Annotated in this window: 30 protein-coding genes; 10 read left to right on the top strand and 20 right to left on the bottom strand. The window is 67.5% G+C overall.

What is annotated here, in order from left to right:
• Positions 1 to 3 precede the first annotated feature (3 nt).
• The gene (locus tag Q8814_RS01300) at positions 4 to 825 is read right to left on the bottom strand and encodes an HAD family hydrolase (protein WP_330150185.1); all 822 of its coding nucleotides are present in this window, start codon (positions 823 to 825) and stop codon (positions 4 to 6) included.
• A gap of 4 nt (positions 826 to 829) precedes the next feature.
• Positions 830 to 1648, bottom strand: coding sequence for a lysophospholipid acyltransferase family protein (locus Q8814_RS01295; RefSeq protein ID WP_330150184.1), 819 nt, complete (start codon positions 1646 to 1648; stop codon positions 830 to 832).
• 195 nt (positions 1649 to 1843) lie between these two features.
• On the opposite strand from Q8814_RS01295, the gene Q8814_RS01290 reads away from it, so the two are divergent.
• Positions 1844 to 3427 (top strand): Rieske 2Fe-2S domain-containing protein, encoded by a 1584-nt coding sequence (locus Q8814_RS01290; protein ID WP_330150183.1) that lies wholly within the window; start codon positions 1844 to 1846, stop codon positions 3425 to 3427.
• Positions 3428 to 3444: 17 nt separating this feature from the next.
• On the opposite strand, the gene Q8814_RS01285 is transcribed toward Q8814_RS01290, so the two are convergent.
• Both Q8814_RS01285 and Q8814_RS01280 read right to left on the bottom strand, forming a co-directional pair.
• Positions 3445 to 4491: a hypothetical protein gene (locus Q8814_RS01285; protein ID WP_330150182.1), complete on the bottom strand. Its 1047-nt coding sequence runs from the start codon at positions 4489 to 4491 to the stop codon at positions 3445 to 3447.
• A gap of 23 nt (positions 4492 to 4514) precedes the next feature.
• Entirely contained in the window at positions 4515 to 5705 is a 1191-nt protein-coding gene (locus Q8814_RS01280) for an MFS transporter (RefSeq protein WP_330150199.1), read from the bottom strand.
• A 176-nt stretch (positions 5706 to 5881) separates the two neighbouring features.
• Here Q8814_RS01280 and Q8814_RS01275 point away from each other — a divergent pair, with 176 nt between their 5' ends.
• Positions 5882 to 6301, top strand: coding sequence for a PaaI family thioesterase (locus tag Q8814_RS01275; protein ID WP_330150198.1), 420 nt, complete (start codon positions 5882 to 5884; stop codon positions 6299 to 6301).
• A gap of 3 nt (positions 6302 to 6304) precedes the next feature.
• Here the strand turns inward: Q8814_RS01275 and serS are convergent, their stop codons facing one another.
• Both serS and Q8814_RS01265 read right to left on the bottom strand, forming a co-directional pair.
• Positions 6305 to 7567: a serine--tRNA ligase gene (gene serS / locus Q8814_RS01270; protein ID WP_330150181.1), complete on the bottom strand. Its 1263-nt coding sequence runs from the start codon at positions 7565 to 7567 to the stop codon at positions 6305 to 6307.
• An 11-nt stretch (positions 7568 to 7578) separates the two neighbouring features.
• Positions 7579 to 7971 carry an ankyrin repeat domain-containing protein gene (locus tag Q8814_RS01265; protein WP_330150180.1) on the bottom strand — a complete coding sequence of 131 codons (393 nt, stop codon included), beginning with the start codon at positions 7969 to 7971 and terminating at the stop codon, positions 7579 to 7581.
• Between the two features lie 47 nt (positions 7972 to 8018).
• Between Q8814_RS01265 and Q8814_RS01260 the strand changes: the two genes are divergently transcribed.
• A complete protein-coding gene (locus Q8814_RS01260; protein WP_330150179.1) occupies positions 8019 to 9068 on the top strand; it encodes a septum formation family protein in 1050 nt (349 codons plus the stop codon).
• A 13-nt stretch (positions 9069 to 9081) separates the two neighbouring features.
• Entirely contained in the window at positions 9082 to 9420 is a 339-nt protein-coding gene (locus Q8814_RS01255) for a metallopeptidase family protein (protein WP_330150178.1), read from the top strand.
• Between the two features lie 19 nt (positions 9421 to 9439).
• Here Q8814_RS01255 and Q8814_RS01250 read toward each other — a convergent pair whose 3' ends face one another.
• Positions 9440 to 9607: a hypothetical protein gene (locus Q8814_RS01250; protein WP_330150177.1), complete on the bottom strand. Its 168-nt coding sequence runs from the start codon at positions 9605 to 9607 to the stop codon at positions 9440 to 9442.
• A gap of 162 nt (positions 9608 to 9769) precedes the next feature.
• Here Q8814_RS01250 and Q8814_RS01245 point away from each other — a divergent pair, with 162 nt between their 5' ends.
• Together Q8814_RS01245 and Q8814_RS01240 are read left to right on the top strand one after the other, a co-directional pair.
• Entirely contained in the window at positions 9770 to 10204 is a 435-nt protein-coding gene (locus Q8814_RS01245) for a nuclear transport factor 2 family protein (RefSeq protein ID WP_330150176.1), read from the top strand.
• On the top strand, positions 10201 to 11157 hold the full coding sequence (locus tag Q8814_RS01240; protein ID WP_330150175.1) for an NAD(P)H-dependent flavin oxidoreductase: 957 nt from the start codon (positions 10201 to 10203) through the stop codon (positions 11155 to 11157). The genes Q8814_RS01245 and Q8814_RS01240 overlap by 4 nt, the downstream gene beginning before the upstream one ends.
• Before the next feature lie 63 nt (positions 11158 to 11220).
• Here the strand turns inward: Q8814_RS01240 and Q8814_RS01235 are convergent, their stop codons facing one another.
• The 8 genes from Q8814_RS01235 to Q8814_RS01200 all read right to left on the bottom strand — a co-directional run bounded on the left by Q8814_RS01235 (position 11221) and on the right by Q8814_RS01200 (position 17657).
• Positions 11221 to 11508, bottom strand: coding sequence for a putative quinol monooxygenase (locus Q8814_RS01235; protein ID WP_330150174.1), 288 nt, complete (start codon positions 11506 to 11508; stop codon positions 11221 to 11223).
• Positions 11509 to 11616: 108 nt separating this feature from the next.
• Positions 11617 to 12027, bottom strand: a complete 411-nt coding sequence (locus Q8814_RS01230) for an NUDIX hydrolase (protein WP_330150173.1) — start codon at positions 12025 to 12027, stop codon at positions 11617 to 11619.
• 25 nt (positions 12028 to 12052) lie between these two features.
• Positions 12053 to 12811 (bottom strand): SDR family NAD(P)-dependent oxidoreductase, encoded by a 759-nt coding sequence (locus Q8814_RS01225; protein ID WP_330150172.1) that lies wholly within the window; start codon positions 12809 to 12811, stop codon positions 12053 to 12055.
• 19 nt (positions 12812 to 12830) lie between these two features.
• The gene (locus Q8814_RS01220; RefSeq protein ID WP_330150171.1) at positions 12831 to 13988 is read right to left on the bottom strand and encodes an acyl-CoA dehydrogenase family protein; all 1158 of its coding nucleotides are present in this window, start codon (positions 13986 to 13988) and stop codon (positions 12831 to 12833) included.
• A 15-nt stretch (positions 13989 to 14003) separates the two neighbouring features.
• Complete coding sequence (locus tag Q8814_RS01215) at positions 14004 to 14996, bottom strand: NAD(P)H-dependent flavin oxidoreductase (RefSeq protein WP_330150170.1); 993 nt, start codon at positions 14994 to 14996, stop codon at positions 14004 to 14006.
• 23 nt (positions 14997 to 15019) lie between these two features.
• Entirely contained in the window at positions 15020 to 15646 is a 627-nt protein-coding gene (locus tag Q8814_RS01210) for a TetR/AcrR family transcriptional regulator (RefSeq protein WP_330150169.1), read from the bottom strand.
• 27 nt (positions 15647 to 15673) lie between these two features.
• Entirely contained in the window at positions 15674 to 16435 is a 762-nt protein-coding gene (locus tag Q8814_RS01205) for a 3-hydroxyacyl-CoA dehydrogenase (RefSeq protein WP_330150168.1), read from the bottom strand.
• Positions 16436 to 16463: 28 nt separating this feature from the next.
• On the bottom strand, positions 16464 to 17657 hold the full coding sequence (locus Q8814_RS01200) for a thiolase family protein (protein WP_330150167.1): 1194 nt from the start codon (positions 17655 to 17657) through the stop codon (positions 16464 to 16466).
• Between the two features lie 178 nt (positions 17658 to 17835).
• Here Q8814_RS01200 and Q8814_RS01195 point away from each other — a divergent pair, with 178 nt between their 5' ends.
• Positions 17836 to 18807, top strand: coding sequence for an NADPH:quinone oxidoreductase family protein (locus Q8814_RS01195; RefSeq protein ID WP_330150166.1), 972 nt, complete (start codon positions 17836 to 17838; stop codon positions 18805 to 18807).
• Between the two features lie 40 nt (positions 18808 to 18847).
• Complete coding sequence (locus tag Q8814_RS01190) at positions 18848 to 19630, top strand: enoyl-CoA hydratase (RefSeq protein WP_330150165.1); 783 nt, start codon at positions 18848 to 18850, stop codon at positions 19628 to 19630.
• 4 nt (positions 19631 to 19634) lie between these two features.
• Here the strand turns inward: Q8814_RS01190 and Q8814_RS01185 are convergent, their stop codons facing one another.
• Complete coding sequence (locus Q8814_RS01185) at positions 19635 to 20273, bottom strand: TetR/AcrR family transcriptional regulator (protein ID WP_330150164.1); 639 nt, start codon at positions 20271 to 20273, stop codon at positions 19635 to 19637.
• 161 nt (positions 20274 to 20434) lie between these two features.
• Here Q8814_RS01185 and Q8814_RS01180 point away from each other — a divergent pair, with 161 nt between their 5' ends.
• Positions 20435 to 21013: an ESX secretion-associated protein EspG gene (locus Q8814_RS01180; protein ID WP_330150163.1), complete on the top strand. Its 579-nt coding sequence runs from the start codon at positions 20435 to 20437 to the stop codon at positions 21011 to 21013.
• Positions 21014 to 21029: 16 nt separating this feature from the next.
• Here the strand turns inward: Q8814_RS01180 and Q8814_RS01175 are convergent, their stop codons facing one another.
• The 3 genes from Q8814_RS01175 to Q8814_RS01165 are packed head-to-tail and all read right to left on the bottom strand — an operon-like array spanning position 21030 to position 23346.
• Entirely contained in the window at positions 21030 to 21692 is a 663-nt protein-coding gene (locus Q8814_RS01175; RefSeq protein WP_330150162.1) for a histidine phosphatase family protein, read from the bottom strand.
• Positions 21689 to 22603 (bottom strand): prephenate dehydratase, encoded by a 915-nt coding sequence (gene pheA / locus Q8814_RS01170; RefSeq protein ID WP_330150161.1) that lies wholly within the window; start codon positions 22601 to 22603, stop codon positions 21689 to 21691. Before pheA ends, Q8814_RS01175 begins: the two co-directional genes overlap by 4 nt.
• A gap of 56 nt (positions 22604 to 22659) precedes the next feature.
• On the bottom strand, positions 22660 to 23346 hold the full coding sequence (locus Q8814_RS01165) for a hypothetical protein (protein WP_408015796.1): 687 nt from the start codon (positions 23344 to 23346) through the stop codon (positions 22660 to 22662).
• A gap of 86 nt (positions 23347 to 23432) precedes the next feature.
• On the opposite strand from Q8814_RS01165, the gene Q8814_RS01160 reads away from it, so the two are divergent.
• Positions 23433 to 24200 carry a DUF2470 domain-containing protein gene (locus Q8814_RS01160; RefSeq protein WP_330150160.1) on the top strand — a complete coding sequence of 256 codons (768 nt, stop codon included), beginning with the start codon at positions 23433 to 23435 and terminating at the stop codon, positions 24198 to 24200.
• Between the two features lie 64 nt (positions 24201 to 24264).
• On the opposite strand, the gene Q8814_RS01155 is transcribed toward Q8814_RS01160, so the two are convergent.
• Positions 24265 to 25566 carry an MFS transporter gene (locus Q8814_RS01155; protein WP_330150159.1) on the bottom strand — a complete coding sequence of 434 codons (1302 nt, stop codon included), beginning with the start codon at positions 25564 to 25566 and terminating at the stop codon, positions 24265 to 24267.
• Positions 25567 to 26057: the final 491 nt, after the last annotated feature.

Raw genomic sequence — 26057 nt, 5'->3', positions numbered from 1 at the left:
ACGTCACTGCCACCAGCGTTCGAGGACACGGGCGACACCGTCCTCGACGTTGGTGGCAGTGACTTCGTCCGCCGCCGACTTCGCATCGGGATGCGCGTTCTCCATCGCAACGCCGTGCCGGGCGAAGGACAGCATGGGAATGTCGTTGGGCATGTCTCCGAACGCCACGATCCGCTCCGACGACACATCGAGGTGCCGCGCGAGTTCGCGCAGGCCCGATGCCTTCGTCACACCCGCCGCCGAGATCTCGATCAGGCCGTTGGTGGTCGAGTACGTCACGTCCACGAGACCGTGCAGCTGCGGGATCATCGCCTCGGCCATCTCCCGGCTGGTGGCCCCCGCGAGCCGGATCAGCAACTTGACCGCCGGTTCGGCGATCACTTCGTGCTCGGACAGTTCGGTGTTGTCCGGATTCAGCCATGCGTGCTGGTAGCCGGGCGCGCTGACGAACTGCGGGGTGGCCGCGTCGTGCGCACTCTCCCCCACCCGCTCCGCGGCCAGACCGCAGCCGGGCAGCACCGCGCCGGCCACCTCGGAGATCCAGGACAGCTCGTCGGGATCGAGTACGGCGGCGCTGAGGACACGGTCGGTCGCGCTGTCGTACAGCACGGCGCCGTTCGCGCACACCGCGAGCGGCGCATAGCGCAGCTCCTCGACGACCGGCGCGATCCACCGGGGTGGCCGTCCCGTCGCCAGCACGAACGGGGTGCCGGAGTCGACGACGGCGTGGATTGCATCGCGGGTTCGGTCCGACACCTTCTCGACATCGTTGATCAAGGTGCCGTCGACATCGGTGGCGACGAGGCTCGGGCGCTGAGGGCTCACTCCGTCATTGTGCCGAAGGTCCGGACCCGGTGCCGCCGCCCTGCCCGTCGCCGCCTTCGTTTCCGCGTTCCCGTTCGGCTCGTTCGCGTTCTTTGCGGGCCCTGCGTTCGGCGGCGGCGGCTTCGTCGAGGGCGCTCGCCTCTTCCAGCGTGGGCGCTGTGCCCCCGAAGCGTCGTGGCGTCCAGTAGGTGCCGGGTTCGTGCCGGTAGGCATCCTGCACCTCGTGCAGCATCTTCTCCATCGTCGCGTGCAGTTCCGCGGTCATCTCGGCGGCGGGCCCGTACGGCTCGATCGGTTCGCCGACCCGGATGGTGATGGGCGTGTTGGTGCGGCCCAGGCGTTTGGGATGTCCTTTGGTCCACACCCGCTGCGACCCCCAGACGATCATCGGGATCACCGGCACACCTGCCTCGAGCGCCATACGCGCCGCGCCGGTCCTGAAGTTCTTGAGTTCGAAGCTGCGGCTGATGGTCTCCTCCGGGAAGACACCGACGAGCTCGCCCGCGCGCAGCGCCTCGACGGCCAGCCGGTACGAATCGCCGGCATCGCCACGGTCGACCGGGATGTGCTTCATGGCCCGCATCATCGGTCCCGAGATCTTGTGGTCGAAGACCTCTTTCTTCGCCATGAACCGGATATACCGTCTGCTCGGGCGCGCGGGGATTCCCGCATACGTGAAGTCCATGTAGCCGGTGTGATTGATCGCGATGACGGCACCACCCACCTTGGGGATGCGATCTTCACCGGTGATGGTGAATTTCAGTCCCTGGGCCGCGAACAGAGTGCGTGCCACGCCGATGATGGTCCGGTAGAAGGGTTCCACGTCGGTCAGCGTAGCCGGGAGTACGGACCTGCAGCCGACCGCGACACCGGAGGTCGTGTTCCGGCACCGAAAACCACCCGCGACCTCGTGGCGTTCCCCACCGGGGACCCGGCCGGTGACCGCCTGGGCGAACCGCCGCGATCGCGCCCGCCTACCCTGGTAGTCACGTCGGTCAGCACGTCAGGAGGCAACGGAGTGCAGATCACCAGCGTCGGACACGCGGGATTCCACATCCAGACAGAGGCGGGGTCGATCCTCTGCGATCCGTGGGTCACTCCCGCCTACTTCGCCACATGGGTGCCGTTTCCGGACAACACCGGTCTCGACTGGGACGCCCTCGGCGATGTCGACTACCTGTATGTTTCGCACCTGCACAAGGATCACTTCGACCCGGAGATCCTGAGCAGGCACGTCCGCAAGGACACGACGGTACTTCTGCCCGACTACCCGGTCCCGGATCTGCGCCGTGAGCTCGAGAAGCTCGGCTTCACCAAGTTCTTCGAAACCACCGACTCCGTCAAGCATCGGATCGGAAGCGCCGGCATCCGGATCGCACCGCAGGAGCCGCTCGCGCCGGGCGAACTCGACATCATGATCCTCGCGCTGCGCGCCCCCGCCGACGGACCGATCGGCGATTCCGGACTCGTCGTGTCGGACGGCGAAACCACGGTGTTCAACATGAACGATGCGCGCCCGGTCGACATGGATCCGATGCACGAGGCCTTCGGTCACATCGACGTCCACCTGCTGCAGTACTCAGGTGCGATCTGGTACCCGATGGTCTATGACATCCCGAAGAAGACGAAGGCCAATTTCGGGAAGCAGAAACGCCAGCGCGGCATGGACCGCTGCCGCAGCTATATCGAGCAGGTCGGCGCGACATGGATCGTGCCGTCCGCCGGCCCGCCGGTGTTCCTCGACGACGCGCTGCGCGACCTCAACGACGACCGCGGCGACGAGGGCAACATCTTCCCGGACCAGCAGGTGTTCCTCGAGCAGCTGCGCATCCACGGCCGCGACGGTGGCCTGCTGATGATTCCCGGCTCGGTCATCGATATGCACGGACGCGAACAGATGACCCTGACCCATCCGATGCCGGACGAGCAGGTCGACGCGATCTTCACCGACAAGGCCGCCTACATCGAAGACATGGCGCAGCGCTTCGCGCCGGTCATCGCGGCGCAGAAGGCGACGTGGGCGCCGGCCGAGGGCGAGCCGTTGCTCGGGCCGCTGAAGGCGAAGTTCGAACCGATCATGGCGCAGTCGGATCTGATCTGCGACGGCATCGGCTACCCGGTCGGGCTGGTGATGGGCGACGAGACGGTCGTCCTGGACTTCCCGAAGCGGATCGTGCGCGAACCCATCGAGGGGGAAGGCAAGTACCGCTACGGTTTCCGCATCGCCCCCGAACTGGTGCGCACGGTGTTGCGGGACGACGAGCCGGACTGGGTCAACACGATCTTCCTCTCCACCCGCTTCCAGGCGTGGCGCATCGGCGGCTACAACGAGTTCCTGTACACGTTCTTCAAGTGCCTCACCGACGAACGAATCGCGTACGCGGACGGCTGGTTCGCCGAAGCACACGACGATTCGGCGTCGATCGAGCTGGGCGGCTACGAGATCCAGCGCCGCTGCCCGCATTTGAAGGCGGACCTGTCGAAGTTCGGCGTCGTCGACGGCAGCACCCTCACGTGCAACCTGCACGGCTGGCAGTGGGATCTCGAGTCGGGTCGCTGCAAGACGTCCAAGGGTCACGAATTACGTAGCAGCAAGCTGTAATCCGCTCCGGCCGACGGTCACCTCGCGTGGTGACCGGACGCCGCCGCGGGTCGCGGATTGTCCAACGCCGCCGCGGGTCGCGGGTTGCCCAACGCCGCCGCGGGTCGCAGGTTGCCCAACGCCGCCGCGGGTCGCGGGTTGCCCAACGCAGCCATGCCCAGCAGCGCCGCGCCTACCCCGACCAGCACGTACGGCCACCATTGCCGGGCTGCGACCTCGGCTTCCGGTGCCGCAGCCTGCGCGGAATCGGTCTGCGACGTCAATGCTCCCGTTGCTTCTTTCACGTTGTCGGAAATCCCCTGTACGACGTTGCCCACCGGCACGACACCACCGGCCAGCCGACCGGTGCCGTCGACGAGCTGCCGACCGCCGTCGTCGAGCTGCATGAGGCCGTCGCGCAGCTGCCGCGAACCGTCCGCCGCCTGCGCCATCCCCGCCACGAACTCGGCGTCGGGGGCGGTCAACTCGTATGAGAGCTGCCGGGCACCGTCGCGCAACTGCCCGAGCTGGTCGAGCGTGTCGGGTCCGAGCCCCTCGCTGTTCAATGTGCCGACCAGGGTGCGCAGCTCATCCGCAGCGGCCTGCGACACCGGGTCGGCCGCGAGCGCGAGACCGTCGGCGACGTCGCTGAGCTGTACGGAGACGGTTGCCTGCATCGCGCCGAAGCCGGTGAGCCGCTCCACCACTTCGTCGACCCCGGCACTGATCTGAGTCGCACCGTCACCGAGCTGCGTGACACCCCCTTCGAGTTGCCCGAGCCCGTCCGCAAGCTGCCGTCCACCCGCGTGTGCCTGAGCAAGACCGTCGGCGAGGAGATGGGCGCCGTCGTCGAGCTGACGACTGCCGTCGGTGAGCTGACCGACCCCGGCACCGAGCACCGCGAGCGGAAGACTCGCCTGCTGCAAGTTGCCGCGCACGGTGTCGACCGAGTCGTCGTCCGGATCCGGTTCCTGCGCGACCGCGACGCGCGGTTCGGGGTCGTCGGTGTAGGCGAACACCGCACCGGAGCCGACGAGCACGAGACCGGCGACGGCGATGAACAGGACAGTAAGACGAGCACGCATGATGCGGACGATAACCGGAGGTCCTAAGAATCGACTGAGTGCGCGGGCGGCAGCCATCGCACCGCCGCAACGCCCGCCCCCACGAGCGGCAGCACGGTGACCGCGACCAGAACCGACAACGGCAGCCACGCCGATCCCACCGCGAAACCCGCGAACACCGCCACCGACAGCAGCTCACTGGTCAGACCCACCACCGACGACACGGTCGCGCGGGCGCGACCCGACATCGTGTCCTGCAACCGGGCCTCGGCGACCACGGCCGTGTTGTGCAGTGCACCGTAACCGAGACCGATGGCAGCGAACCCCGTGACGCCGCCGAGCAGCGCGCCCGCCGCCAGCAGCACGGCGCCGGTCACCACCACCGCGCCCATCACCGCGCCGCTCATTCTCGCGGTGCGGCCGGCGGTCGCCGCACCGATCACCTGTCCGACGACGGTCAGCGCGACCAGAACGGGCACGAATTCGGTGGTGGCTCCCCCCTCCCGGGCCAGCAGGCCGAAGTATTCGTCGAACGCAAGCACGGCCAGCAGCGCAGCGGTCAGCACCACGACGCGGCGCACCACCGCATCGGTGCGGACCTCCGACGTGCCGGCGCGCAACGCCGCGAGGTAGCGGGCGACGAGAGTGTTTCCGCTGCCGTCGATCTCGTCGGCCTCCATCTTCCGCGGCGCGGACGGCAGCGACAACACGAGCAGGGTGTTCGCGACGGTGATCGCCACCGACACCCAGCCGACCAGCGCATAGCCGCCGAAATCGAAGAGCGGGGCCGCAGAGAGCGTCGCAACGAACACGCACACCATCTCGCCCGCGTTCGCGTAGCCCATCACCGCCGCATACCGGTGTTCGCCGCCATGTGCGGCCAGTTCGTCGTACAGCAGCGCCTCGAACGTGCCGGATTTCAAGGACTCGCTCACACCCCACAGCACGAACCCTGCCGCGAACCCCCAATACGTGGGCCACAGCAGCCACACGGTGAACGCCGCGGTGAACAACGCACCGCTGCCCAGCAGCAACCCCCGCCGCGACACGGTGTCGGCCCACGCACCCGAGGGCACCTCGGCGGCGAACGCCACGACCGACCACAGCACGAACAGCGACGAGATACCGGCGGTGCTCAGCCCGTGATCTTCGAACAGGAGAGCGTAGAGGCCGTAGAGAGGCACGAACTCGCGGGTGGCCGAGTACGCGACCGCCCGGAGTGAAAGTGAAGTCAGCGGGTCGAATCAACATCGATGACGCATGAATACAGGGTGGCACGCACAGGTGCGTCTGTCACGCCCCGGCGTCCGGTCCGATAACGTCGTCGATCGTGAGCGAGCACAACGGACCGCAGCGACAGCGCACCTACACCTGGGAGGATCCCGCCCCGACCTCCGCGGCGAACCGTGACATGCACGGCCTCGATTTCCTCCGTGGCCTCATCGACGGCACAATCCCGCACCACCCCACGTCCCGCACGCTGGGGTTCACCGTCACCGACGCCCGCGAGGGGTTCGTCGAGGTGAGCATCGAACCGCAGGAGTACCACAGCAATGCGGTGGGCAGCATCCACGGCGGAGTACTTGCGACGCTGTTCGACACGGCCATGGGGTTCAGCGTCGCGAGCACTCTCGAAGCCGGTGTCGGCTACACGACCCTCGATCTGCAAGTCCGCTACCTCCGGCCGGTGCAGACCGGAAAGGGCATCGTGCGGGTGCAGGCGTTCTGTGAGCACGCCGGCCGCCGCACCGCGACCGCGCGCGGTGAGGCGCGCGACGACGAGGGCCGGCTGCTCGCCACCGGTTCGACGACCTGTCTGATCCTTCGCTGAGGCTCAGCCGACCGGACCCAGCACCTCACGGCCGACGAACGGCACCAGCGCCGGCGGCACCTTCACGGTGCCGTCCGCCTGCTGGTGGTTTTCGAGCAGCGCCACCAGCCAGCGGGTGGTCGCCAGCGTGCCGTTGAGGGTTGCGGCGGTCTGCGGCTTGCCGTTCTCGTCGCGGTAGCGCACGTTCAGGCGCCGCGCCTGGAAGGTGGTGCAGTTCGACGTCGATGTCAGCTCGCGGTAGCGCTCCTGCGTCGGCACCCACGCTTCGCAGTCGAACTTGCGGGCCGCGGACGAGCCGAGGTCGCCGCCGGCGACGTCGATGACGCGATACGGCACGTCGATCGCGGCGAGCATCTCGCGCTCCCACGCCAGCAGACGCTGGTGTTCGGCGGTGGCGTCTTCGGGCTTGCAGTAGACGAACATCTCCACCTTGTCGAACTGGTGGACGCGGATGATGCCGCGGGTGTCCTTGCCGTAGCTGCCCGCTTCGCGGCGGAAGCACGACGACCAGCCCGCGTAGCGTTTCGGACCGGCCGCCAGGTCGAGGATTTCACCCGAGTGGTAGCCCGCGAGCGGCACCTCGGACGTACCGACCAGATACAGGTCGTCGTCCTCGAGATGGTAGATCTCGTCGGCGTGCGCGCCCAGGAAGCCAGTGCCCTGCATGATCTCGGGGCGCACCAGCACCGGCGGGATCATCATCGTGAATCCGTTGGCGGTGGCCTTCTGCGCGGCGAGTTGCAGCAGGCCGAGCTGCAGCAGCGCGCCGTATCCGGTGAGGAAGTAGAAGCGTGCGCCGGAGACCTTGGCGCCGCGTTCCATGTCGAGCAGGCCCAGTGACTCGCCGAGCGTGAGGTGGTCCTTCGGCTCGAAGTCGAACGTGGGCAGCTCCCCGACGGTTTCGAGGGTGACGAAGTCGTCCTCGCCGCCGGCGGGTGCTCCCTCCTGCACGACGTTGGAGATCGCGAGGTGGGCGCGCTGCATCGTCTGTTCGGCTTCGTGCTGCTCGGCCTCGAGTTCCTTGACCTTCGCGGCCAGTTCCTTGGAGCCGGCGAGCAGGGCGGGGCGCTCCTCGGGGGATGCCTGGCCGACCTTCTTGCCCAGCGCCTTCTGCTCGGCTCGGGCGTTGTCGCCGGCCAGCACGGCGGCGCGACGTGCGGCGTCGGCTTCGAGCAGAGCGTCGACGAGGCCGGGGTCCTCACCCCGGGTGCGCTGCGACTCGCGGACGGCGTCGGGATTTTCGCGGAGGAACTTGAGGTCGATCACGGGATCGAAGCCTACCGTTGCCAGAGTTGCAGGTAGTCCTCACGCCCGAACATCTTCGCGGAGTCCTCGGCGGTGGGGTGCCCGGCGCGAGGGTCCGCGCCGGCGGCGGTGAGCATCCGCACCACCGCTTCCTCACCCTTGAACACCGCGCCCGCGAGCGGGGACTGACCGCGGTCGTTGAGGCGATCGACGTCGGCTCCGCGCTCGATGAGGACCTGCACCGCGGGGGCGTGCCCGTGGTACGCGGCGAGCATCACCAGGGTGTCGCCCGTGCCGTTGGTGAGGTTCAGCGGGACACCGGCGTCGATGTAGACGGCGAGGGTTTCGGTGTCGCCGGCGCGTGCCGCATCGAACACACGCTGTGCGATCTCCTGGATCTCCGGATCGATCGGACTGTCGGTCATCGACCGGACGTTACCTGCGCGCGCGCGGACAGGCATGATGGGTAGCGATGGCCGAAGACAAGAAACAGCGATCCGTACGGCGTCCGCCTTCAGCAAGGCTGACCCGCCGCGCGTTGGTGCTCGTCGCAGCGGGCGCGGTTCTTGCTGCAATCGCGACGTTCGTCGTCGCGGGCTTCCAGGGAGCGGACGGCGGCGGAACCGACGCAGGAAACAGCATCAGCACCACCGGCGCGGTCGCCGGTGAGGCGTTCGGAACCTCCACCGCCGGCGATTGCCTCACGTGGACGGAGCTCGACGCGAGTGACCTCACGAAGGTCGATTGCGAGCAGACCCATTTGTTCGAGGTGGTTGCCGATATCGACCTCAGTGTCTTTCCGGGCACCGAGTGGGGCCCGGGGTCGCGCTTCCCGTCGGTGCTGCGGTTCACGGAGCTCCGCGAGGAGCAGTGCACGCCCGACGCGATGGACTACCTGAACGGCCGCTTCGATCCGTCCGGCAAGTTCAGCGTCGGGCTCATCAATCCCGGTGAAGCCGGCTGGGCCGCGGGTGAGCGCACGCTGCGCTGCGGCCTGCAGTTCTCCTCGACGACCGGCAATCTGCTCCCGATCAAGGGCAAGGTCGCCGACCAGGACCAGTCCCGGGCGTGGGAGGCGGGCGTGTGCATCGGCATCAACAACGGTGTACCGGCCGATCCCGTCGAGTGCACGAAACCGCACGCCTTCGAGGTGGTGTCGGTGGTCGATCTGTCGTCGCAGTTCCCCGAAGGGCTGCCGAGCATCGAAGACCAGGACCGCTATCTCGAGCAGACCTGCACCGAAACGGTGAATCAGTATCTCGGCGACCCGGACGGATTGCGCAACAAGACGCTGACACTGTTCTGGGACAACCTGAACTTCGGCAGCTGGCTGGCGGGCAGTCGCAAGGTCAACTGCTCGGTGGGCAAGCAGGTCGAGGGGGGCGGCTTCGCCTCCATCACGGGCAGCGCCAAGGGCGACATCCTCATCGACGGCCAGCCGCCCGTGCCGCCTCCGCCGGTTCCCGAGGGACGATCGCTGCCCGCGCCGTTGCCCGGTGCCGTACCACTGCCGGGTTCGTGAGGTGGCGGTCACGATGAGCGACGAGCATTTCGAAGGGCTCGTCTCGGACGCACTGGACCTGATCCCGCCGGAGCTCGCGCGGGCGATCGACAATGTCGTGGTCCTCGTCGAACCCCACCACGACGACGAGCCGGACCTGCTGGGTCTGTATCAGGGCATCGCGCTCACCGAGCGCGACAGTCAGTACGCGGGTTCGCTGCCGGACACGATCACGATCTACCGCGACGCGATCCTCGGCATCTGCGAAACCGACGACGACGTGGTGCACGAGGTCGCCGTGACGGTGATCCACGAGATCGCGCACTATTTCGGGATCGAAGAGGAGCGCCTCCACCAGCTCGGCTGGGGGTAGGCGCGCCGATCGGCCGGTCCTACCTGGTGACTGCGGCGCCGCGGTCGGTCTTGTCGAGGTGCGCCTTCTTCGGCTTGCGCTGCAGGAAGTGCTCGTCGACCGTCGAGACGACGACCAGGAACAGGGTTCCCAGGGCCACGATGGCGACCGTCACCCACACCACGATCACGCCGAAAAGTTCCAACATGCCCGGTTACCTCCACGCTCGATGCTGCTTCGGGACGCGGCGACCGGCCGTCGCCCCGCCCGTTACCTTAACCGGCGTCGAACAAAATCGTTAACCGTCACCATTGACTGTTTAGCCGCGGAGGTTCTACGCTCGCACGAACCACCACAGGAAGGCACGATCTTGGCGACTCCCGCACGCCCCGACGTCGTCGTGCGTTGGCACCACATCGTGGAGCACGACGACCGCACCGCCCTCGTGGATCTTCTTGCCGACGATGCCGTGTTCTCGTCGCCGGCCGTGTTCACACCGCAGGCAGGCAAGGACGCAACGCTCGCCTACCTGCAGGCCGCGCTCACGGTGTTCGGCAACGACACCGGCTTCCACTACGTCGGCGAGTGGTACGGCGACCGATCGGCGGTCCTCGAGTTCGAAGCCGACCTCGACGGCGTCCATGTCAACGGCGTCGACATCATCGGCTGGGACCACCGGGATCGCATCATCTCGTTCAAGGTGATGGTTCGCCCGATCAAGGGCCTGCAGGCCCTGATGCCCCTCATGGCCGCCCAGCTCACCCCGGCGGCAACGCCGTCGTCCCTACCAGGAGAAACCGAATGAGCCTGCCGCCCGTCCTGAAAGACCGCCTGCGCCTCCCCCTCGTGGCGTCGCCGATGTTCCTCGTGTCCAACCCCGAACTGGTGATCGCGCAGTGCACGTCCGGGATCGTCGGCTCGTTTCCGTCGCTGAACGCGCGTCCGCACGCGCAGCTGCGGGAATGGCTCGTCCGGATCACCGAGGCGCTGGCCAAGCACGACGCGAACAATCCCGATGCACCGTCCGCCCCCTATGCGGTCAACCTCATCGTTCACCGGTCCAACGACCGGCTCGAAGAAGACCTCGCGGCGGTCGTCGATTTCCGGGTCCCGATCGTCATCACTTCGCTCGGCGCCCGTACGGATGTCTACGAGGCCGTCCATTCCTACGGTGGCATCGTGCTGCACGACATCATCGACAACCGCTTCGCGCGCAAAGCCGTCGAGAAGGGCGCCGACGGGCTCATCGCGGTCGCTACGGGCGCGGGCGGACATGCCGGCACGCAGTCGCCGTTCGCGCTGCTCCAGGAGATCCGCACCTGGTTCGACGGCCCGCTGCTGCTGTCCGGCGCGATCGCGCACGGCAACTCGATCCTCGCGGCACAGGCGGCCGGCGCCGATCTCGCCTACGCCGGGTCGGTGTTCATCGCCACCGAGGAAGCGAACGCGGAGCAGGGCTACAAGCAGATGATCGTCGACTCCACCGCGTCGGACATCGTGTACTCCAATCTGTTCACCGGCGTCCACGGCAACTACCTGCGCGGCAGCATCGAAGCGGCCGGCCTGGATCCGGAGAACCTCCCCGAGTCCGACCCGTCAGCAATGAATTTCGCGTCCGACACCGCCGCGAAGGCATGGCGCGACATCTGGGGCGCCGGGCAGGGTGTCGGCACCGTCGACCGGGTCGTTCCCGCGGCGGCGGTGGTCGAGCGTCTCACTGCCGAGTACGACGCCGCACGGCAGCGCCTGGCGCTGTAGATCCCTGTCGGCGACGAAGCGTGGACCTGCGGTCGGGGCAGGTCCACGCTCCCGTTACGGGGTCTACAGACTCGTGTAATGGGTGAGCTTCGGCGCTCCGCCGAGCAGCGGACCGAGGTCGGTGATCGCTCCCTCACCGGCACGGAACTTCCGGTAGGCGGCATCGTGTTCGGCCGACTGCCACTTCTCGACCACGACCCAGCGCGCCTCGTTCTTCTGATCGACGAGGATCTCGATGCCGAGGCAGCCGTCGAAGGCCCGGGTTTCACCGAGGACGCGGTCCATCACTTTTTTCGCGTCGTCGATTGCGTCGGCCTTGAATTCGAGTTCCAGCAGTGCAGTGAGGGCCATGTGGTTCCTTCCGAGCGAATATGTGTTCAACTGTAAGAACAGAGTTACCGATTACGGAGAATGACGCAATATAAGTCGATAATCCGGCTTCCGCCGCGGGATGCCGCGTCAGCGAACGAGCGCGGGCAGCACGAAATGCTCGAGCAGTGGCGCCAGATCGCCCGGCAGCAGGTCGCTCGCCGGGTCGAGCCAACGGATCTCTTCGATCTCGGCGGCCGGGCCCGCGATCTCGACAGGCGGATGCTCGAACACCGTGCCCTCGATCTTCAGCCCCGGCTCGTTGGCCGCATCGGCCAGGAAGACGCCGACCGTCCGGAGCGCACCGAGCTCGAGCACCGCCCCGACCTCCTCGGCACACTCGCGGACAGCAGTGTCGGCGGCCGTCTCGTCGGGTTCGGGTTTGCCGCCCGGCAGCATGAACCGGGCGGTGTTGCGCTTGCGCACCGTCAGCACCTCACCGTCGGAGTTGCGGAGCACGACCGCACTGACGCGGATGACCTCTACTTCGGAACCTGACACCCGCCCATCGTAGGGCCGGCCCAGGTCAGAAAATGCTGTAGCCGCCGTCGATCAGCGTCGAACTCCCCGTCTGGAACGCGGACGCGTCGCTCGCGAGATACACGGCGATACCTTCGAAGTCCTCGGGCCTGCCCCAGCGGCCGAGTGGCACCCGGGAAATGACGTTGCTGTTGAAGATGTCGGATTCCTGCAGCGGTCCGGTCATGTCGGTCGCGATCCAGCCCGGGAGAACGCTGTTGACGCGGATGTCGTAGCGCGCGAGCTCGACGGCGCATCCGTTCGCCAGGGCCAGCACCGCCGCCTTGGTAGCCCCGTACGCCTGGTTGCGACCGGCACCCTCGATCGCGCCGAGACTCGAGGTAACGATCATCGAGCCACCGGAGCCCTGTGCCACAAGCACCTTCGTGGCCTCACGCAGCGTGAAGTAGGCGCCGTCGACGTTGGTCGCCATGACCTTCCGATACTGCTCGGTCGACGACTCGGCGAACTTCTGCAGGGGCACACCGATTCCCGCGTTGACCACCACGACGTCGAGCCCGCCGAGTTCCTCGGCAGTCGCCGCGACGCCATCGATCACCGCCTGCTCGTCTGCGACATCCACGGATCGGGTGACCACCTTGCCGCCGAAGTCGGCGAGTTCGGTGGCCGCGGCATCGAGTTTGCCCGCGCTGCGTCCCCACAGCGCCACGTCTGCACCGGCGCGGGCGAGGCCGCGGGCCATGCCGAGACCCAGCCCGGCCGAACCACCCGTGATCAGCGCCCGCTTACCCGTCAGATCGAACATCTGGCTCCTTCCGGCGTTTTCATTTGAACTCGGCCGCGATGTCGCGGCCGATGATCTCCTTCATCACCTCGGTGGTGCCGCCGTAGATCGTCTGGATCCGTGCATCGACGTAGGCACGACCGATCGGGTACTCCATCATGTAGCCGTAGCCACCGTGCAGCTGCACACCGCGGTCGACGACGCGCTTCTGCAACTCGCTCGCCCACCACTTGGCCTTCGACGCGTCCACGGCGGTGAGCTCACCGGCATTGAGCGCGAGAACGCACCGGTCGATGTGCGATTCGGTGACCTCGATTTCGGTGAGCATCTCGGCGAGCACGAAGCGGGTGTTCTGCAGGTCGCCGATCGGCTTGCCGAACACCCTGCGTTCGAAGACGTATTGCTTCGTCCACTCGTAGGCGGCGCGCGCGGACGTGATCGCGGAGACCGCGATGCCGATGCGCTCGAGCGGCAGGTTCTCCATCAGGTGGACGAATCCGCGCCCCTGCGTACCGAGCAGGTTCTCCGCCGGTACCCGCGCATCCTCGAACACCAGCTCGGCGGTGTCCTGGGCGGCGAGACCGACCTTGTGCAGCTTGCGTCCCCGGCCGAATCCGGGGGTGTCGCGCTCGACGACGATGAGCGAGAGGCCCTTCGAGCCGGCACTCGGATCCGTACGGCACACCACGATCACGAGATCGGAGTGGATACCGTTGGTGATGAACGTCTTCTGGCCGTTGATGACCCATTCGTCCCCGTCGCGCACCGCAGTGGTCTTGACTCCCTGCAGGTCCGAGCCGGCGCCGGGCTCGGTCATCGCGATCGCGCCGATCAGTTCGCCGGCCGCCATGCGCGGCAACCAGCGTGCTTTCTGCTCCTCGGTGCCCAGGTGCAGCAGGTACGGGATGGCGATGTCGTCCTGCAGCGCCAGAGTCGCGGCGAACGACGTCGTGCCGGTGCGGGCGGTCTCTTCCTGGACGATGTGCCGGAATCGGTAGTCGGTGACACCGGACCCGCCGAATTCTTCGGGGACTCCGAGGCCCAGGATCCCGGCCTTGCCCGCCGCGAGGTACACCGAGCGGTCGATGAGCCGGTCCTCTTCCCAGCGTTCGTAATTGGGAACGACCTCGCGGGCGAGGAACTCGCGCACCGTCCCGCGGTACGCTTCGTGATCGGCGTCGAACAGGGTGCGTTGCATGGTTTCTCCCGAAAATTATGCGAGTCGGGCGTTCACGCGCGACATCATGCCCGCGAGACGCTCGGAGATCAGGGCTTCGGCCTCGGCGACGATGCGCTCGACGAGTTCACCGGCGGTGGGGATGTCGTGGATGAGGCCCTGGACGGTGCCGACGGTCCAGATCCCGGCGTCGGGATCACCGTTCTCGTAGACGAGGCGACCACGCGACCCCGCGACCAGTTCCTGCACGTCGGGGAACTGCCCTCCCCTGTTCAGGATTTCGACGACCTCGCGGCTGACGGTGTTGCTCGCCACCCGCGCGGTGTTGCGCAGCGTGCGGAAGATCAGTTCGGTGTCGGTTTCGTTCGCCGCGACGATCGCTTCCTTGATGTTCTGGTGGATCGGCGATTCGGCGGTGCACATGAAGCGGGTGCCCATGTTGATGCCGTCCGCCCCGAGCGCGAGAGCCGCGACGAGACCGCGACCGTCACCGAAACCACCGGACGCGATCATCGGGATCGTGATCTGCTCGGCCGCCGCGGCGATGAGCACCAGGCCCGGGACGTCGTCCTCACCGGGATGTCCGGCGCATTCGAAGCCGTCGATGCTGATGCCGTCGACGCCGGCGTCCTGGGCCTTGACCGCGTGCCGCACGCTCGTGCACTTGTGCAGCACCTTGATTCCGGCCGCGTGGAAGTCGGGCAGGTGCGGCGCAGGGTTGGAACCCGCGGTTTCGACGATCTTGATGCCGGAGTCGATGATGACCCGACGGTATTCGTCGTACGGGGGCGGAGTGATGGACGGCAGGATCGTCAGGTTGACGCCGAACGGCTGATCGGTGAGCTCGCGGGTACGGGCAATCTCCTTCGCGAGGTCCTCGGGGGTCGGCTGGGTCAGCGCGGTGATCATGCCGAGGGCGCCGGCGTCGGCGACCGGAGCAACCAGTTCGGCGCGACCGACCCATTGCATCCCGCCCTGCACGATGGGGTGGCGGACGCCGAATGTTTCGGTGAAGGCAGTGGACAGCACGAAATGTCTCCTCGCTGAAAAAGTCAGGCGGTGTCGTGGTGGCCCACGATGCGCAGGGCGATCGCGGTGTAGCGATCGGCGACCTGGGCCGGGGTGAGCGGTCCGTCGAGTTGGTACCAGCGGGCGATGGACTGGAACATGCCGAGCATGGCCCGCACGCTCTCGTCGATGTCGTCTACGGCGAAGACGTCCTGCTCGGCGCCGTCGCGGACCAGGTCGAGCATGATGAGTTCGAGGCGTTTGCGGCTTGCGGCGTAGGTGCGCCGGTTCTCCGGCGACACGTGCCGCAGCTCGGAGTCCAGGCTGGAGCGTTTCGCGCGGTGGGTCATGTTGAGCACGATCGCTTCGACGGCATTGCCGAACCGCGCGACCGGATCGTCCCCGCCTGCTGCGACGGCGGCCAGAACGCGGTCGATGAGATCGAGGACGGCGGCGTCGAGCAGGGTGACGAGAACGGCTTCCTTGTTCTCGTGGTGGTAGTACAGAGCGGGCACCGTCACGCCGACCCGGCGAGCCAGATCGCGGACGGTGGTGCCGTGGAAACCATTCTCACTGAACGCTTCCAGGGCGCACTCGAGGATGGGGCCGAGTTGCAGCGGCTCGAACCGGCGCCACGCGCCCGGGGCGTCGCGTTCGACTTCCGTGGTCATGGGCCCCATCCTCTCGTGGCGGTCGATCTAGCGCGGTGCCATACGGATGGCACCGTCGAGGCGGATGACCTCACCGTTGAGCATCGCGTTGGTCACGATGTGGGCAGCGAGGGCACCGTACTCGGCGGGATCGCCGAGGCGCGCCGGGTGCGGAACCTGCTGGCCGAGGGAGGCCTGGGCCTCTTCGGGCAGCGAGCCGAGCAGCGGGGTCTTGAACAGACCCGGAGCGATCGTGACGACGCGGATCAGCAGCGATGCCAGATCGCGGGCGATCGGCAGGGTCATGCCGACGACGCCGCCCTTCGACGCCGAATAGGCCGCCTGGCCGATCTGGCCGTCGAACGCCGCGACGGAGGCGGTGTTGATGATGACGCCCCGCTCGCCTTCGATGGGCTCGGTCTTGGAGATGCGCTCGGCGGCAAGACGGATCACGTTGAACGTGCCGATGAGGTTGACGTCGATGACCTTCTTGAAGCCGTCGAGCGGGAAGGCGCCCTTCTTGCTGACGGTCTTCATGGCATTGCCGATGCCCGCGCAGTTGACGGCCACGCGCAGCGGCCCGAGCGACTCGGCGAGGTCGAGGGCCTCGACGACCGCGGCCTCGTCGGTGACGTCGGCGGGCGCGAAGCGCACGCGGTCGCCGAGTTCCTTGGCGACGGCCTCACCGTTGGAGGACGGCAGATCGATGATGACGACGGTGGCACCGTCGGCGAGCAGTGCCTTGGTGGTGGCGAGGCCGAGACCCGAGGCACCGCCGGTGACGACGGCAACGCTGTCGTTGACGATCATTGATTACCCTTTCGAGAGATGTTGTGGATCAGAGTCGTTCGATGATGGTGGCGTTGGCCATGCCGGCGCCCTCACACATCGTCTGCAGACCGTAGCGTCCGCCCGAGGCCTCGAGGAAGTTGACGAGGGTGGACAGCAGGCGGGTGCCCGACGAACCGAGCGCGTGACCCAGTGCGATCGCACCGCCCCACGGGTTGAGCTTGGCCGGGTCGGCACCGAATTCGTGCGCCCAGGCCAGCGGCACCGGCGCGAAGGCCTCGTTGACCTCGTAGGCGTCGATGTCGTCGATGCTCAGTCCGGCCTTGGCGAGAACCTTCTGGGTGGCCGGGATCGGTGCGGTGAGCATGAACATCGGGTCGTCGCCGGCGACGGAGAACGAGTGGAAGCGGGCGCGCGGGGTCAGACCCAGCTTGTTCGCCATCTCCTCGCTCATGATCAGTGCCGCGGAGGCACCGTCGGTGAGCGGCGAGGAGTTGCCGGGCGTGATGATCCACTGCGCCTCGGGAAAGCGTGCGGCGTAGTCGTCGGTGTAGAACGAGGGCTTCAGGCCCGCGAGTCCCTCGGCGGTGGTCGCGGCGCGCACGGTTTCGTCGACGGTGTGCTGCACCTGCTCACCGGCTGCGTTGGTGACCTCGATCGGGACGATTTCCCTGTCGAAGTTGCCCGCGGCGATCGCGGCGGCGGCACGCTGGTGCGACTGCGCGGAGAACGCGTCGAGGGCGTCACGGTCGAACTTCCACTTCGCGGAGATGAGTTCGGCCGAAATACCCTGGTTGACCAGCCCTTCGGGGTAACGAGCCCGCAGGCTCGGGCCCTGCGTGTCCTTGCCCATCGAGGAGGTGCCCATCGGGACGCGGCTCATGGACTCGACACCGCACGCGATGACCATGTCGTAGGCACCGGCGATGACGCCCTGTGCCGCGAAGTGTGCGGCCTGCTGGCTCGACCCGCACTGACGGTCGATGGTGGTCGCCGGCACCGACTCGGGGAAGCCGGCGGCGAGCAGCGCGGTGCGCGAGATGTTGAGGGACTGTTCGGCCGCCTGGTTGACGCAGCCGCCGATGACGTCGTCGACCTGCGCGGGGTCGATGCCGTTGCGCTCGACGAGGGAGCGCAGGACGTGCGCGAGCAGTTCGACGGGGTGGGTACCGGACAGTGCCCCTCCGGGCTTGCCCTTACCGGACGCGACGCGGACGACGTCGACGATGACAGCGTTGGTCATGAGAAGACCTTTCAGAAGATCGGCATAGATACTTATCGATCGCTAAAGAACTACCACGGATCTATCGCTCGGTCAACGATCGTTTTATCTAGCGCACGATCAGTGGGTCTGGTAATGATTTCTCTGTGCGGCACTCGTCGCGGTCACACATGCCGAACCCGACGGACGGTGGAATTTCATGCAGGCAGCTCAACTCGTCGAGAGCATCGGCCCCGAGGGCGTCCGGCTCACGGACATTCCCGAACCTACGCCCGGAGACAGCGGCGTGGTGGTCGATCTGCACGCCGCGGGCGTCTGCTTCCCCGACCTCCTCCAGACCACGGGTTCGTACCAGGTGGTGCGTCCGCTGCCGTGCGTTCTCGGAACCGAGGGTGCCGGTGTCGTGCGGACCGCACCCGCCGACAGCGGCCTCACCCCGGGCCGGCGGGTCGCCGTCTTCGCCGATGGCGGCGCATGGCAGCAGACGGTGGTCGTGGATCCGGCGTCGGTCTTCCCCCTCCCCGACACGGTCTCCGTGACCGCAGGCGCGGGCATGCTGCTGAACTACATGACCGCGCACTTCGCGCTCGACGAACGTGCCCGCTACCGGCCGGGCGAGACCGTCCTCGTCCACGGCGCCGCAGGCGGCGTCGGTGTCGCGGCACTCCAGGTCGCTGCCGCGCTCGGTCTCGAGACGATCGCGGTGGTCAGTACCGACGAGAAAGCCGCAGTCGCCAAGGCCAATCGAGCCACCCACACCATCCCGGTCGACGGATTCAAGGATCGCGCCCTCGAACTCACCGGCGGCCGCGGCGTGGACATCGTCCTCGATCCCGTCGGCGGCGACCGGTTCACCGACAGCCTCCGCAGCCTCGCACCGAACGGCCGCGCCGTGGTGCTCGGATTCACGGGCGGCAGCATTCCCACCGTGAAGGTCAATCGTCTGCTGTTGAAGAATATTTCGGTCGTCGGCGCAGGCTGGGGTGAGCACATCCGCACGGAACCCGGTTATCCTCGCCGGCAATGGGACGCGCTCGAACCCCTGTTACGGTCGGGAGCGCTACAGGTGCCCGAACCGACCGTGTACCCGCTCCGCGAGGCATCCGAGGCGCTTCGATCTCTCGAAAACCGTTCCGCAGTCGGCAAAGTCGCACTCGATCTCCGAGCCTGACCCACGTCCCCATCCGTTCGTCAACATCACGAGGACTACCATGAGCAACGACCTTCCCGGCGTCGACGTCGACCTCGCCGACGGCATCCTGCGCGTCACCCTCAACCGGCCGGCACGCATGAACGCCGTGCAGACCGAGACTCTCGAAGCTGTCGCCGACGCATTCGACAAGTACGCCGACGACTCAGCGGTTCGTGTCGTACTCCTCACCGGCACCGGCCGCGCGTTCTGCTCGGGAGCCGACCTCGCCGGCAAGGACCTGTCCGCACCGCCGTCCGCCGACACCATCGACGCTGCGAATCGTGTCGCGGCCACCATCCGCGCCTTTCCCCGCCCGGTCATCGGTGCCGTCAACGGCGCGGCCGCCGGCGTGGGCGTCTCGCTCGCGCTGTCCTGCGACCTCACCGTCGCAAAGGAATCCTCGTACTTCCTGCTGGCTTTCGCCAAGATCGGCCTGATGCCCGACGGCGGCGCGTCCGCGCTCGTCGCGGCCTCGATCGGCCGCGCCCGCGCCCTGAAGATGGCGCTGCTCGCCGAGCGACTCCCCGCACCCGAGGCACTGCAGGCCGGTCTCATCGCCGACGTGTACGCGGACGACGAATTCGACACCGCCGTAGAGCAATTGGCTACCCGCCTCGCGCAGGGGCCGACATCTGCGCTGGGTTCGACGAAGTGCGCGATCAACGACGCGACCCTCACCGAACTCGACAATGCCTTCGCCCGTGAACGTGCGGGCCAGCTCGAACTTCTCGGCTCGGCCGACTTCACCGAAGGGGTCTCGGCGTTCAGGGAGAAGCGACCGGCGGTCTTCGGCCGGGGCTGAGCGATCAGCGGGCGTCGGCCCCGACGGTCTTGAGCGCGATGTCCACGTACTTCTTCGCCACGGCCTGGGGGCTGAGCGTGCCTTCCGCGTGGTACCACCGCGGAATCGACTGGCACATGCCCAGCAGGGCCCGGGTCGTCTCGGCCGGGTCGTCGACATCGAACGACCCCGACGCCGTGCCCTCCTCGACGATCTCGCGCACCAGCTTCTCGATACCCTTGCGCACCGCTCGGTATCGCTGCCGGTTCTCCGGGCTCAGATAGCGCGACTCCCCCTCGAGCGCCGCGAGGCGGGCCCGCAATGTCATGCGCAGCACGATCGCCTCGATCACATTGGACAGCCGCCGCACCGGATCTCCCCCACCGTCCTCGTCGGCGGCGTGCGCCCGGGAGAGCACATCGCTGGTCGAGAGTTCGAGCAGCGCGATGAGCAGACCTTCCTTGTTCTCGTGGTGGTAGTACAGGGCCGGGACGGTGACGCCGACGCGTCGCGCGATCTCCCGCACCGACGTCCCGTGGAAGCCGGTCTCATAGAACGCATCGAGGCTCGCCGACAGGATCGGCGTCAACTCCATCGGTTCCAGGGTGCGCCAATCGGGCATGACAGCACCCTCGGCGACGGTGTCGTCGGTGGAACTTCCCATGAACCGCACCAACCTATCGATCGCTACATCATCCGGACGGCTCGAGGATACCTGTGCGCCCCGGGGAACCGATCGGACCTGCGCCGCGTCCAACACATCGAGGACGCATCGGTACCGCGTCCGCACCCCGACGCCCCATCCGAGATTCAGGAGAACCGACGATGTCCGAGCACCTGTACGTCGTGCCCGACGTCCTGATCGCGGCGGCCACGGAACTCGACGCGCTCGCGTTGCGCCTCGAGGTCGCCGTCCGCAGCGCGGACCCCGCACTGGACGTACCGCCCCCGGGCGCCGAGGAGGTCTCCCGCCTGGTCTCGCGCCATTTCGGTGGGCTCGCCGGCAGTTTCCGCCCCGCCGCGCCGCTGGAGTTCGGGAGTGTGAGCGCGCCGACCGCCCGCGTATCCGACGCCCTGACCGCCGGTGCCGGCAACCCGCCGGGCACCACGCGGCGACTGGTGGAGGCAGGAGTCGCTGCCGGCGACGCCGCCGTCCTCGGAGCTGCCCTCGCACCGTGCCGCAGCTTCGCGGAGATCGTCGGCATCCGGCACGGCGACGGGGCCAAGGCTCCGGTGGGCGGACCGGTGACGGTGTTCGATACCCCCCTCGGCCGCGTGGTCGGCACGTCGTCGGTCGCGGCCGACGGCACGGGGTGGACGACGCTGAGCCCGGGGACCGCCGGCTTTCTCCGGCAGGCGCTGGTGGCGCTGCGCGAGCGCTGTCGCGAGCGGTCTGAGCCCTGACCGAGGGCCCGGACCGTCAGCCCATCGGGTCGTCGGCGGCGGCCCGATGGGTTTCGTGGAAGGGGGCGGTGAGGTGCGCCCAGCTCACGCATTCCCAGCCGCCGCCCGGCACCGGCACCAACTCGATGGTTTCGGTGTTGGCCAGGTGGTTGCTGGTCGCGAAGCTCGAGGGCACCTTGCCGAGATAGGCGGCAACGAACCGGATCACCGCACCGTGGCTGACCACCACGACATCACCGGAGCCTGCGTCGAGGTAGTCGGATCGCAACTCGTCGACCACCGGCACGTACCGGTCGAGGATGTCGACGGCGGATTCCCCGCCGGGGACCCGCGCCCGCAGGTCGCCGGTGTGCCACTGTTCGTAGGTCTTCATGAACAGCGCGTGCGATTCGTCGTCGCTGCGGTCCTCGAGGTCTCCGGCCTGCACCTCGTGGATGCCCTCGCGAACAACCGTCGACAATCCGGCGACGAACTCGATCTGCTCCGCGGTCTGCCTCGCTCGAATGGCCTGCGAGGCCACCAGCAGCGACGGCTCCCGGGTGACGAGGTTGTTTCCGAGTGTGCGCGCTTGCGCGACACCGAGTTCGGTCAATTCCGCGCCGGGAAGTTTGGTATCCAGCCGCCGGGCCACGTTTGCCACTGTCTGGCCGTGCCGGGCCAGGATCAATCTGCCGCTCAACTTTGTTCCTCTCCACGCCGCAGTTGCTGCAGCCACTTCTCGTCATCGTCGTCGGACACCGGGGGAACCCCGTGCTCGGATACCGCGGCCCACGAACCGAGGAACCGCACGTGCGCGAAACGATGCAGTGCCTTGAGGGCTTCGGCGACGAGTGCGTCGTCGACGTGGCCCACACAGTCCAAGTGGAAGAAGTACGTCCCGTATTCCCTTCGGGTGGGACGCGATTCGATGCGCGTGAGATCGATTCCGCGGGTGGCGAATTCGGTCATCGCTCGCACGAGCGATCCAGGTTCGTTGGGAAGCTGCAGGATTACCGACGTGCGGTCGCAGCCGGTGCGCTCGGGCACCGGGGCCGGTCGGCCGACGAGGACGAATCGGGTACGGGCTCCGGCGAAATCGGCGACACCGTCGGCGAGCGCGTCGAGCCCGAGCCGCCGGCCGGCGAGCGCGGTGGAGACGCCGGCATCGACTTTTCCGGAAGCCACGTCCTCCGCCGCGCCGGCGTTCGAGGACGAGGCCACCACCTCGGCAGCCGGGAGATGTTCGGCCAGCCACTGTCGCACCTGCGCACCGGCCACCGGATAGGCGCCCACGGTCCGGACCTGCCCGAGTGTCGTGCCGGGCCGCGCCACGACGGTGAACGCGACATCGAGTTCTATCTCGGCCAGGATCTGCAGACGCGGCCCGAGGGCAAGGGCATCCATCGTCGGGGGCACCGAGCCCTCCACGGAGCTTTCGATGGGGACGACCGCCCCGGTCACCTCCCCGTCCCGGAGCAACTGCAACGCGGCGGGTGGATTGGTCGCGGAGACCCGCTCGACAGGCTCGTCGAAGATCCCGAGTTCCTCGAAGCGAGCGAGGGCCATCTCGGTGAACGTCCCGGTCGGACCGAAGTAAGCGATACGTGGCACGCCTACGAGGTTACGCATCCCGTGTTGCCGGGACGCGACACCGAAATGAACCGGGATCAGCGCGTGATCAGTCCCGAGTCCGCGAGGTCGCGCGCGACCGCGTCGGTGTCGGGGACCTCGACGGCGAGAAGGATTTCCCGCAGTGCGGCCACAGCTTCGGGAACCAACTGCCGGAGGTGGGCGATTTCCGGGGCGGCGAGAGCACCGCGGATGTCGAACCCGGCGAGTGCGGCGACCGTCGCGGCGAGCAGGGCGATCACGTCGTCGGCGGTGGTGGCGCGGGCCACGTACCCGGTGTCGGCGTGTGCGAGCACCGCAAGGAAGTCCGCAACGGCGTCCGGAGCGTGGCCCGTGGGTAGGCCGGGGATGTGCCCGGCGGCGGTGAGGGCGCGAGCGGTCTCGGCGAGTGCGCCGTCGTCGACCAGCGCGTATACGACGAGAGGCGCCGGAGCGGTGAAGGCGAGGATGTCGTCCAGCTCGGCGGCGGTGCAGTCGAGCTGGTATCGGCACGGTCGCCAACCGGCGGCGGCCGGGGCATCGCCCGACGTGTCGAGTTCGATCACGAGGTCCCGGTCGGGCGGGCCGACGACCTCCGCGGCGGCGACGATCGGTGCCGCCAGGAGCGGCCCGACGGCGGCGACGGCACCCGCCAGGGTGTCGTGGCGGTGGGTGAGCAAGGCGTCGAGGAGCCCACGGGGTTCTTCCCGAGAGGGCGGCATTCCGAGGTTGAGCGGGATCGGCACGACTTCAACGTTAACCGTCGTACCTCTTGCGACGACGATCACAATGACTTAGGTTTGCCTCACCTACTACGACCGAGGGGGTTGGTATGCACACCACGACCACCGACATTCCGGCGCCGACCACCGCTGAACGAGTGCGCACTGCCCTCAGCCGCGCCGACACCACCTACCTGGCCGTGGACGGCTGCGATCCCGTCCCCACCACGGTCCACCACCTGCACCACGACGGTGACGTCGCGATCGTCGTCCCCGCCGACAGCCCCGCAGTCGCGCTCGCGTGGCAGTCCGGAGCTGCAGGCCGTCCCGCCGTGCTCGAGCTCACCGACCATTCCCCGCTGCAACTGCGTAATCCCGTGCGCTCGCTCATCTGGCTCAGCGGAACCCTGCGGCCGGTGGACGAGCCACGCCTCCGCGCCGCCGAGATCGCCGCGACGCTCCCCCATCCCGGACTGCTCGATGTCGGTCACCGAGCGGAGCTGCTGCGCCTGCAGCTCACGTCGGTGGTCGCCGCCGACACCACCGGCGCCGAATCCGTCGAAATCGAAGACGTTCTCGACTGCGCCCCGGACCCGTTGGCCGCGCTCGAGACCGCGTGGCTACAGCACCTCGACGAAGACCATCCCGACATCGTCGCCCGAATCGCGCGACGGATTCCCCCACCGGCCCGGCACGGTCGCATCCGCCCGCTCGGCGTCGACCGCTACGGCCTGCGACTGCGCATCGAGTCCGGCGCCGGCGATCACGACGTGCGGATCCCGTTCCCCGAACCGGTCGACGATCCCACCGAACTCGGACGGGCCGTGCGCCTGCTCGTGGGCTGCCCGTTCATGAACGGACTGCGCCCCCGCCCCTGACCCGGCCCCGTCCCCGACCGGGCCCGGCCCTGACCGGCTCGACACGCCGCGGACGGCCACCGAGTCAGGCATCCTCGAGACGAATACCCTTGGTTTCCTTCATGAACAGGCATGCGACGCCCGTCAGGACACACAGGATCATGATGTACCCACCGAAGACCCAGCCGAGGTCACGACCGAGCAGCAACTGGTTGAGGTAGGGCGCGGTGCCGCCGAAGACCGCGACGGAGAACGAGTACGCGAAACCGATCGCCTGCGTGCGCAGTCGCGTCGGGAAACTCTCCGACAGCGTGCAGGACAGGATCGCACCCGGAATCGACACGATCTGCAACGCTACGGTCGTGGCCAGCAGCAGCGTCCATCCGGCCGACGAGATCATCGCCGTCAGGGGAATCTGGAGCGCGAACATGAGGACCGCGAAGGCCGCCAGCATGGGACGCCGGCCGATCTTGTCGGAGAGCAGACCCCAGAACGGCAGGGAGACAAGGGCGATCACCTGAGCGATCACCAGCATCCAGTACGCGGTATCCGGGTTCATACCCTTCTGCGTGATCGCAAACGTGGAGATGTACGACGTCCACGTGTAATGCGCGGCAGTGATACCCGAGGTCATTCCGATCATCAGCAGGATCGCGCGAACAACGGTCTTGCGAGGAATGCGCGGCTCGTCGACCCGCTCACTCTGGGAGTCGAAGACTTCACTCTCCTCCATACTCCGGCGCAGGTACAGCGCGAACAGTGCCAACAGCGCACCGAGAAGGAAAGGAATCCGCCAACCCCACTGGCCTACAGCAGTTTCGGAGAGGGTGGATGTGACGGCCCCACCGATGGTGTAGGCGAGCACCGAACCGCCGAAGATGGCGACGAACGCGACACTGCCCCACATCCCTCGACGGTTCGGCGGCGCGATCTCACTGACGTACGAATACGCGGTAGCGGACTCCCCACCGTGGGCGAAGCCCTGCATCACCCTGGCTACCAGCAGGATCAGCGACGCCCACGCACCGATTGCGGTGTAGGTGGGCATGATGCCGATGATGAGGCTGCCGGTTGCCATCATCAGCATCGTGGTGACGAGGACGAACTTGCGTCCACGTTTGTCGGCGATACGCCCGAAGACGATTCCGCCGAGCGGACGCATCAGGAAGCCGACGGCGAATACCGCGAGAGTGGACAGCAGTGCGGAGACAGGGTCACCGCTGTTGAACATGGCCGCGGCGATGAACGGGGCGAACACCGCGTAGGCGCTCCACTCGTACCACTCGAGTACGTTGCCCACGGAGCTGGCCAGCAGCGACTTCTTCTTGGACGCCAGCGAGGGTGCGGGAGCACTCTGCGGTTGCGCCTTGGCGAGGTCGATATTCATCGAGATCACTTTCGGGTCGAAACTTCATGGGCTGTTCACATGAGGCATCGGACGAATCTTGCGGTCCGAGCCCTTTTCGGCGGCACATCGACGATCGGCACCCGACGCGGCCGTGTGCAATCAGTGGGCCGTGCGCGGGTGTGGTCGGTGCTTCTCCCCCGGCCGGAAGGAATTTATCCTTCAACCCGAGCGATCGCTCGGTCGGCCTCAACCAGTGTCAGTGCTCACAAAGCTCATGTCAAGTCCGCGACGAGACTCACGAAAACTGCCCGCGAAACCCTCTCCGTGCCTCACGTAGAAATGCCCGCGAAACGGTGAGTGTGGTCGGGTATGAGGAATGGGTTGTCGATGCAACCTCTTGCCGAGGTCACCCCCAGGTACGCGAAGGCGTATGTGAAGGCCGGCAAGACGGACAAGGGCCGCGTCCTCGACGAGGTGATGTCGGTGACCGGTTGGTCGCGGGACAACGCCCGACGTCGGCTGGTCACGGC

It is taken from the genome of Rhodococcus chondri (assembly GCF_036327435.1).
GTDB lineage: Bacteria > Actinomycetota > Actinomycetes > Mycobacteriales > Mycobacteriaceae > Rhodococcus > Rhodococcus chondri.
This window is presented reverse-complemented; position numbering and strand designations above follow the sequence as displayed.

Excerpts from the sequence above, each read along its gene's own strand:
- Q8814_RS01205 (WP_330150168.1), bottom strand. The coding sequence starts at position 16,435 with ATGATCGTCAACGACAGCGTTGCCGTCGTCACCGGCGGTGCCTCGGGT.
- Q8814_RS01180 (WP_330150163.1), top strand. The coding sequence starts at position 20,435 with ATGTCCGAGCACCTGTACGTCGTGCCCGACGTCCTGATCGCGGCGGCC.
- Q8814_RS01235 (WP_330150174.1), bottom strand. The coding sequence starts at position 11,508 with ATGGCCCTCACTGCACTGCTGGAACTCGAATTCAAGGCCGACGCAATC.
- Q8814_RS01250 (WP_330150177.1), bottom strand. The coding sequence starts at position 9,607 with ATGTTGGAACTTTTCGGCGTGATCGTGGTGTGGGTGACGGTCGCCATC.
- Q8814_RS01285 (WP_330150182.1), bottom strand. The coding sequence starts at position 4,491 with ATGCGTGCTCGTCTTACTGTCCTGTTCATCGCCGTCGCCGGTCTCGTG.
- Q8814_RS01200 (WP_330150167.1), bottom strand. The coding sequence starts at position 17,657 with ATGACCAACGCTGTCATCGTCGACGTCGTCCGCGTCGCGTCCGGTAAG.
- Q8814_RS01220 (WP_330150171.1), bottom strand. The coding sequence starts at position 13,988 with ATGCAACGCACCCTGTTCGACGCCGATCACGAAGCGTACCGCGGGACG.
- Q8814_RS01260 (WP_330150179.1), top strand. The coding sequence starts at position 8,019 with ATGGCCGAAGACAAGAAACAGCGATCCGTACGGCGTCCGCCTTCAGCA.
- Q8814_RS01195 (WP_330150166.1), top strand. The coding sequence starts at position 17,836 with ATGCAGGCAGCTCAACTCGTCGAGAGCATCGGCCCCGAGGGCGTCCGG.
- Q8814_RS01265 (WP_330150180.1), bottom strand. The coding sequence starts at position 7,971 with ATGACCGACAGTCCGATCGATCCGGAGATCCAGGAGATCGCACAGCGT.
- Q8814_RS01160 (WP_330150160.1), top strand. The coding sequence starts at position 23,433 with ATGCACACCACGACCACCGACATTCCGGCGCCGACCACCGCTGAACGA.
- Q8814_RS01210 (WP_330150169.1), bottom strand. The coding sequence starts at position 15,646 with ATGACCACGGAAGTCGAACGCGACGCCCCGGGCGCGTGGCGCCGGTTC.
- Q8814_RS01225 (WP_330150172.1), bottom strand. The coding sequence starts at position 12,811 with ATGTTCGATCTGACGGGTAAGCGGGCGCTGATCACGGGTGGTTCGGCC.
- Q8814_RS01185 (WP_330150164.1), bottom strand. The coding sequence starts at position 20,273 with ATGGGAAGTTCCACCGACGACACCGTCGCCGAGGGTGCTGTCATGCCC.
- Q8814_RS01155 (WP_330150159.1), bottom strand. The coding sequence starts at position 25,566 with ATGAATATCGACCTCGCCAAGGCGCAACCGCAGAGTGCTCCCGCACCC.
- Q8814_RS01255 (WP_330150178.1), top strand. The coding sequence starts at position 9,082 with ATGAGCGACGAGCATTTCGAAGGGCTCGTCTCGGACGCACTGGACCTG.
- Q8814_RS01240 (WP_330150175.1), top strand. The coding sequence starts at position 10,201 with ATGAGCCTGCCGCCCGTCCTGAAAGACCGCCTGCGCCTCCCCCTCGTG.
- Q8814_RS01275 (WP_330150198.1), top strand. The coding sequence starts at position 5,882 with ATGCACGGCCTCGATTTCCTCCGTGGCCTCATCGACGGCACAATCCCG.
- Q8814_RS01190 (WP_330150165.1), top strand. The coding sequence starts at position 18,848 with ATGAGCAACGACCTTCCCGGCGTCGACGTCGACCTCGCCGACGGCATC.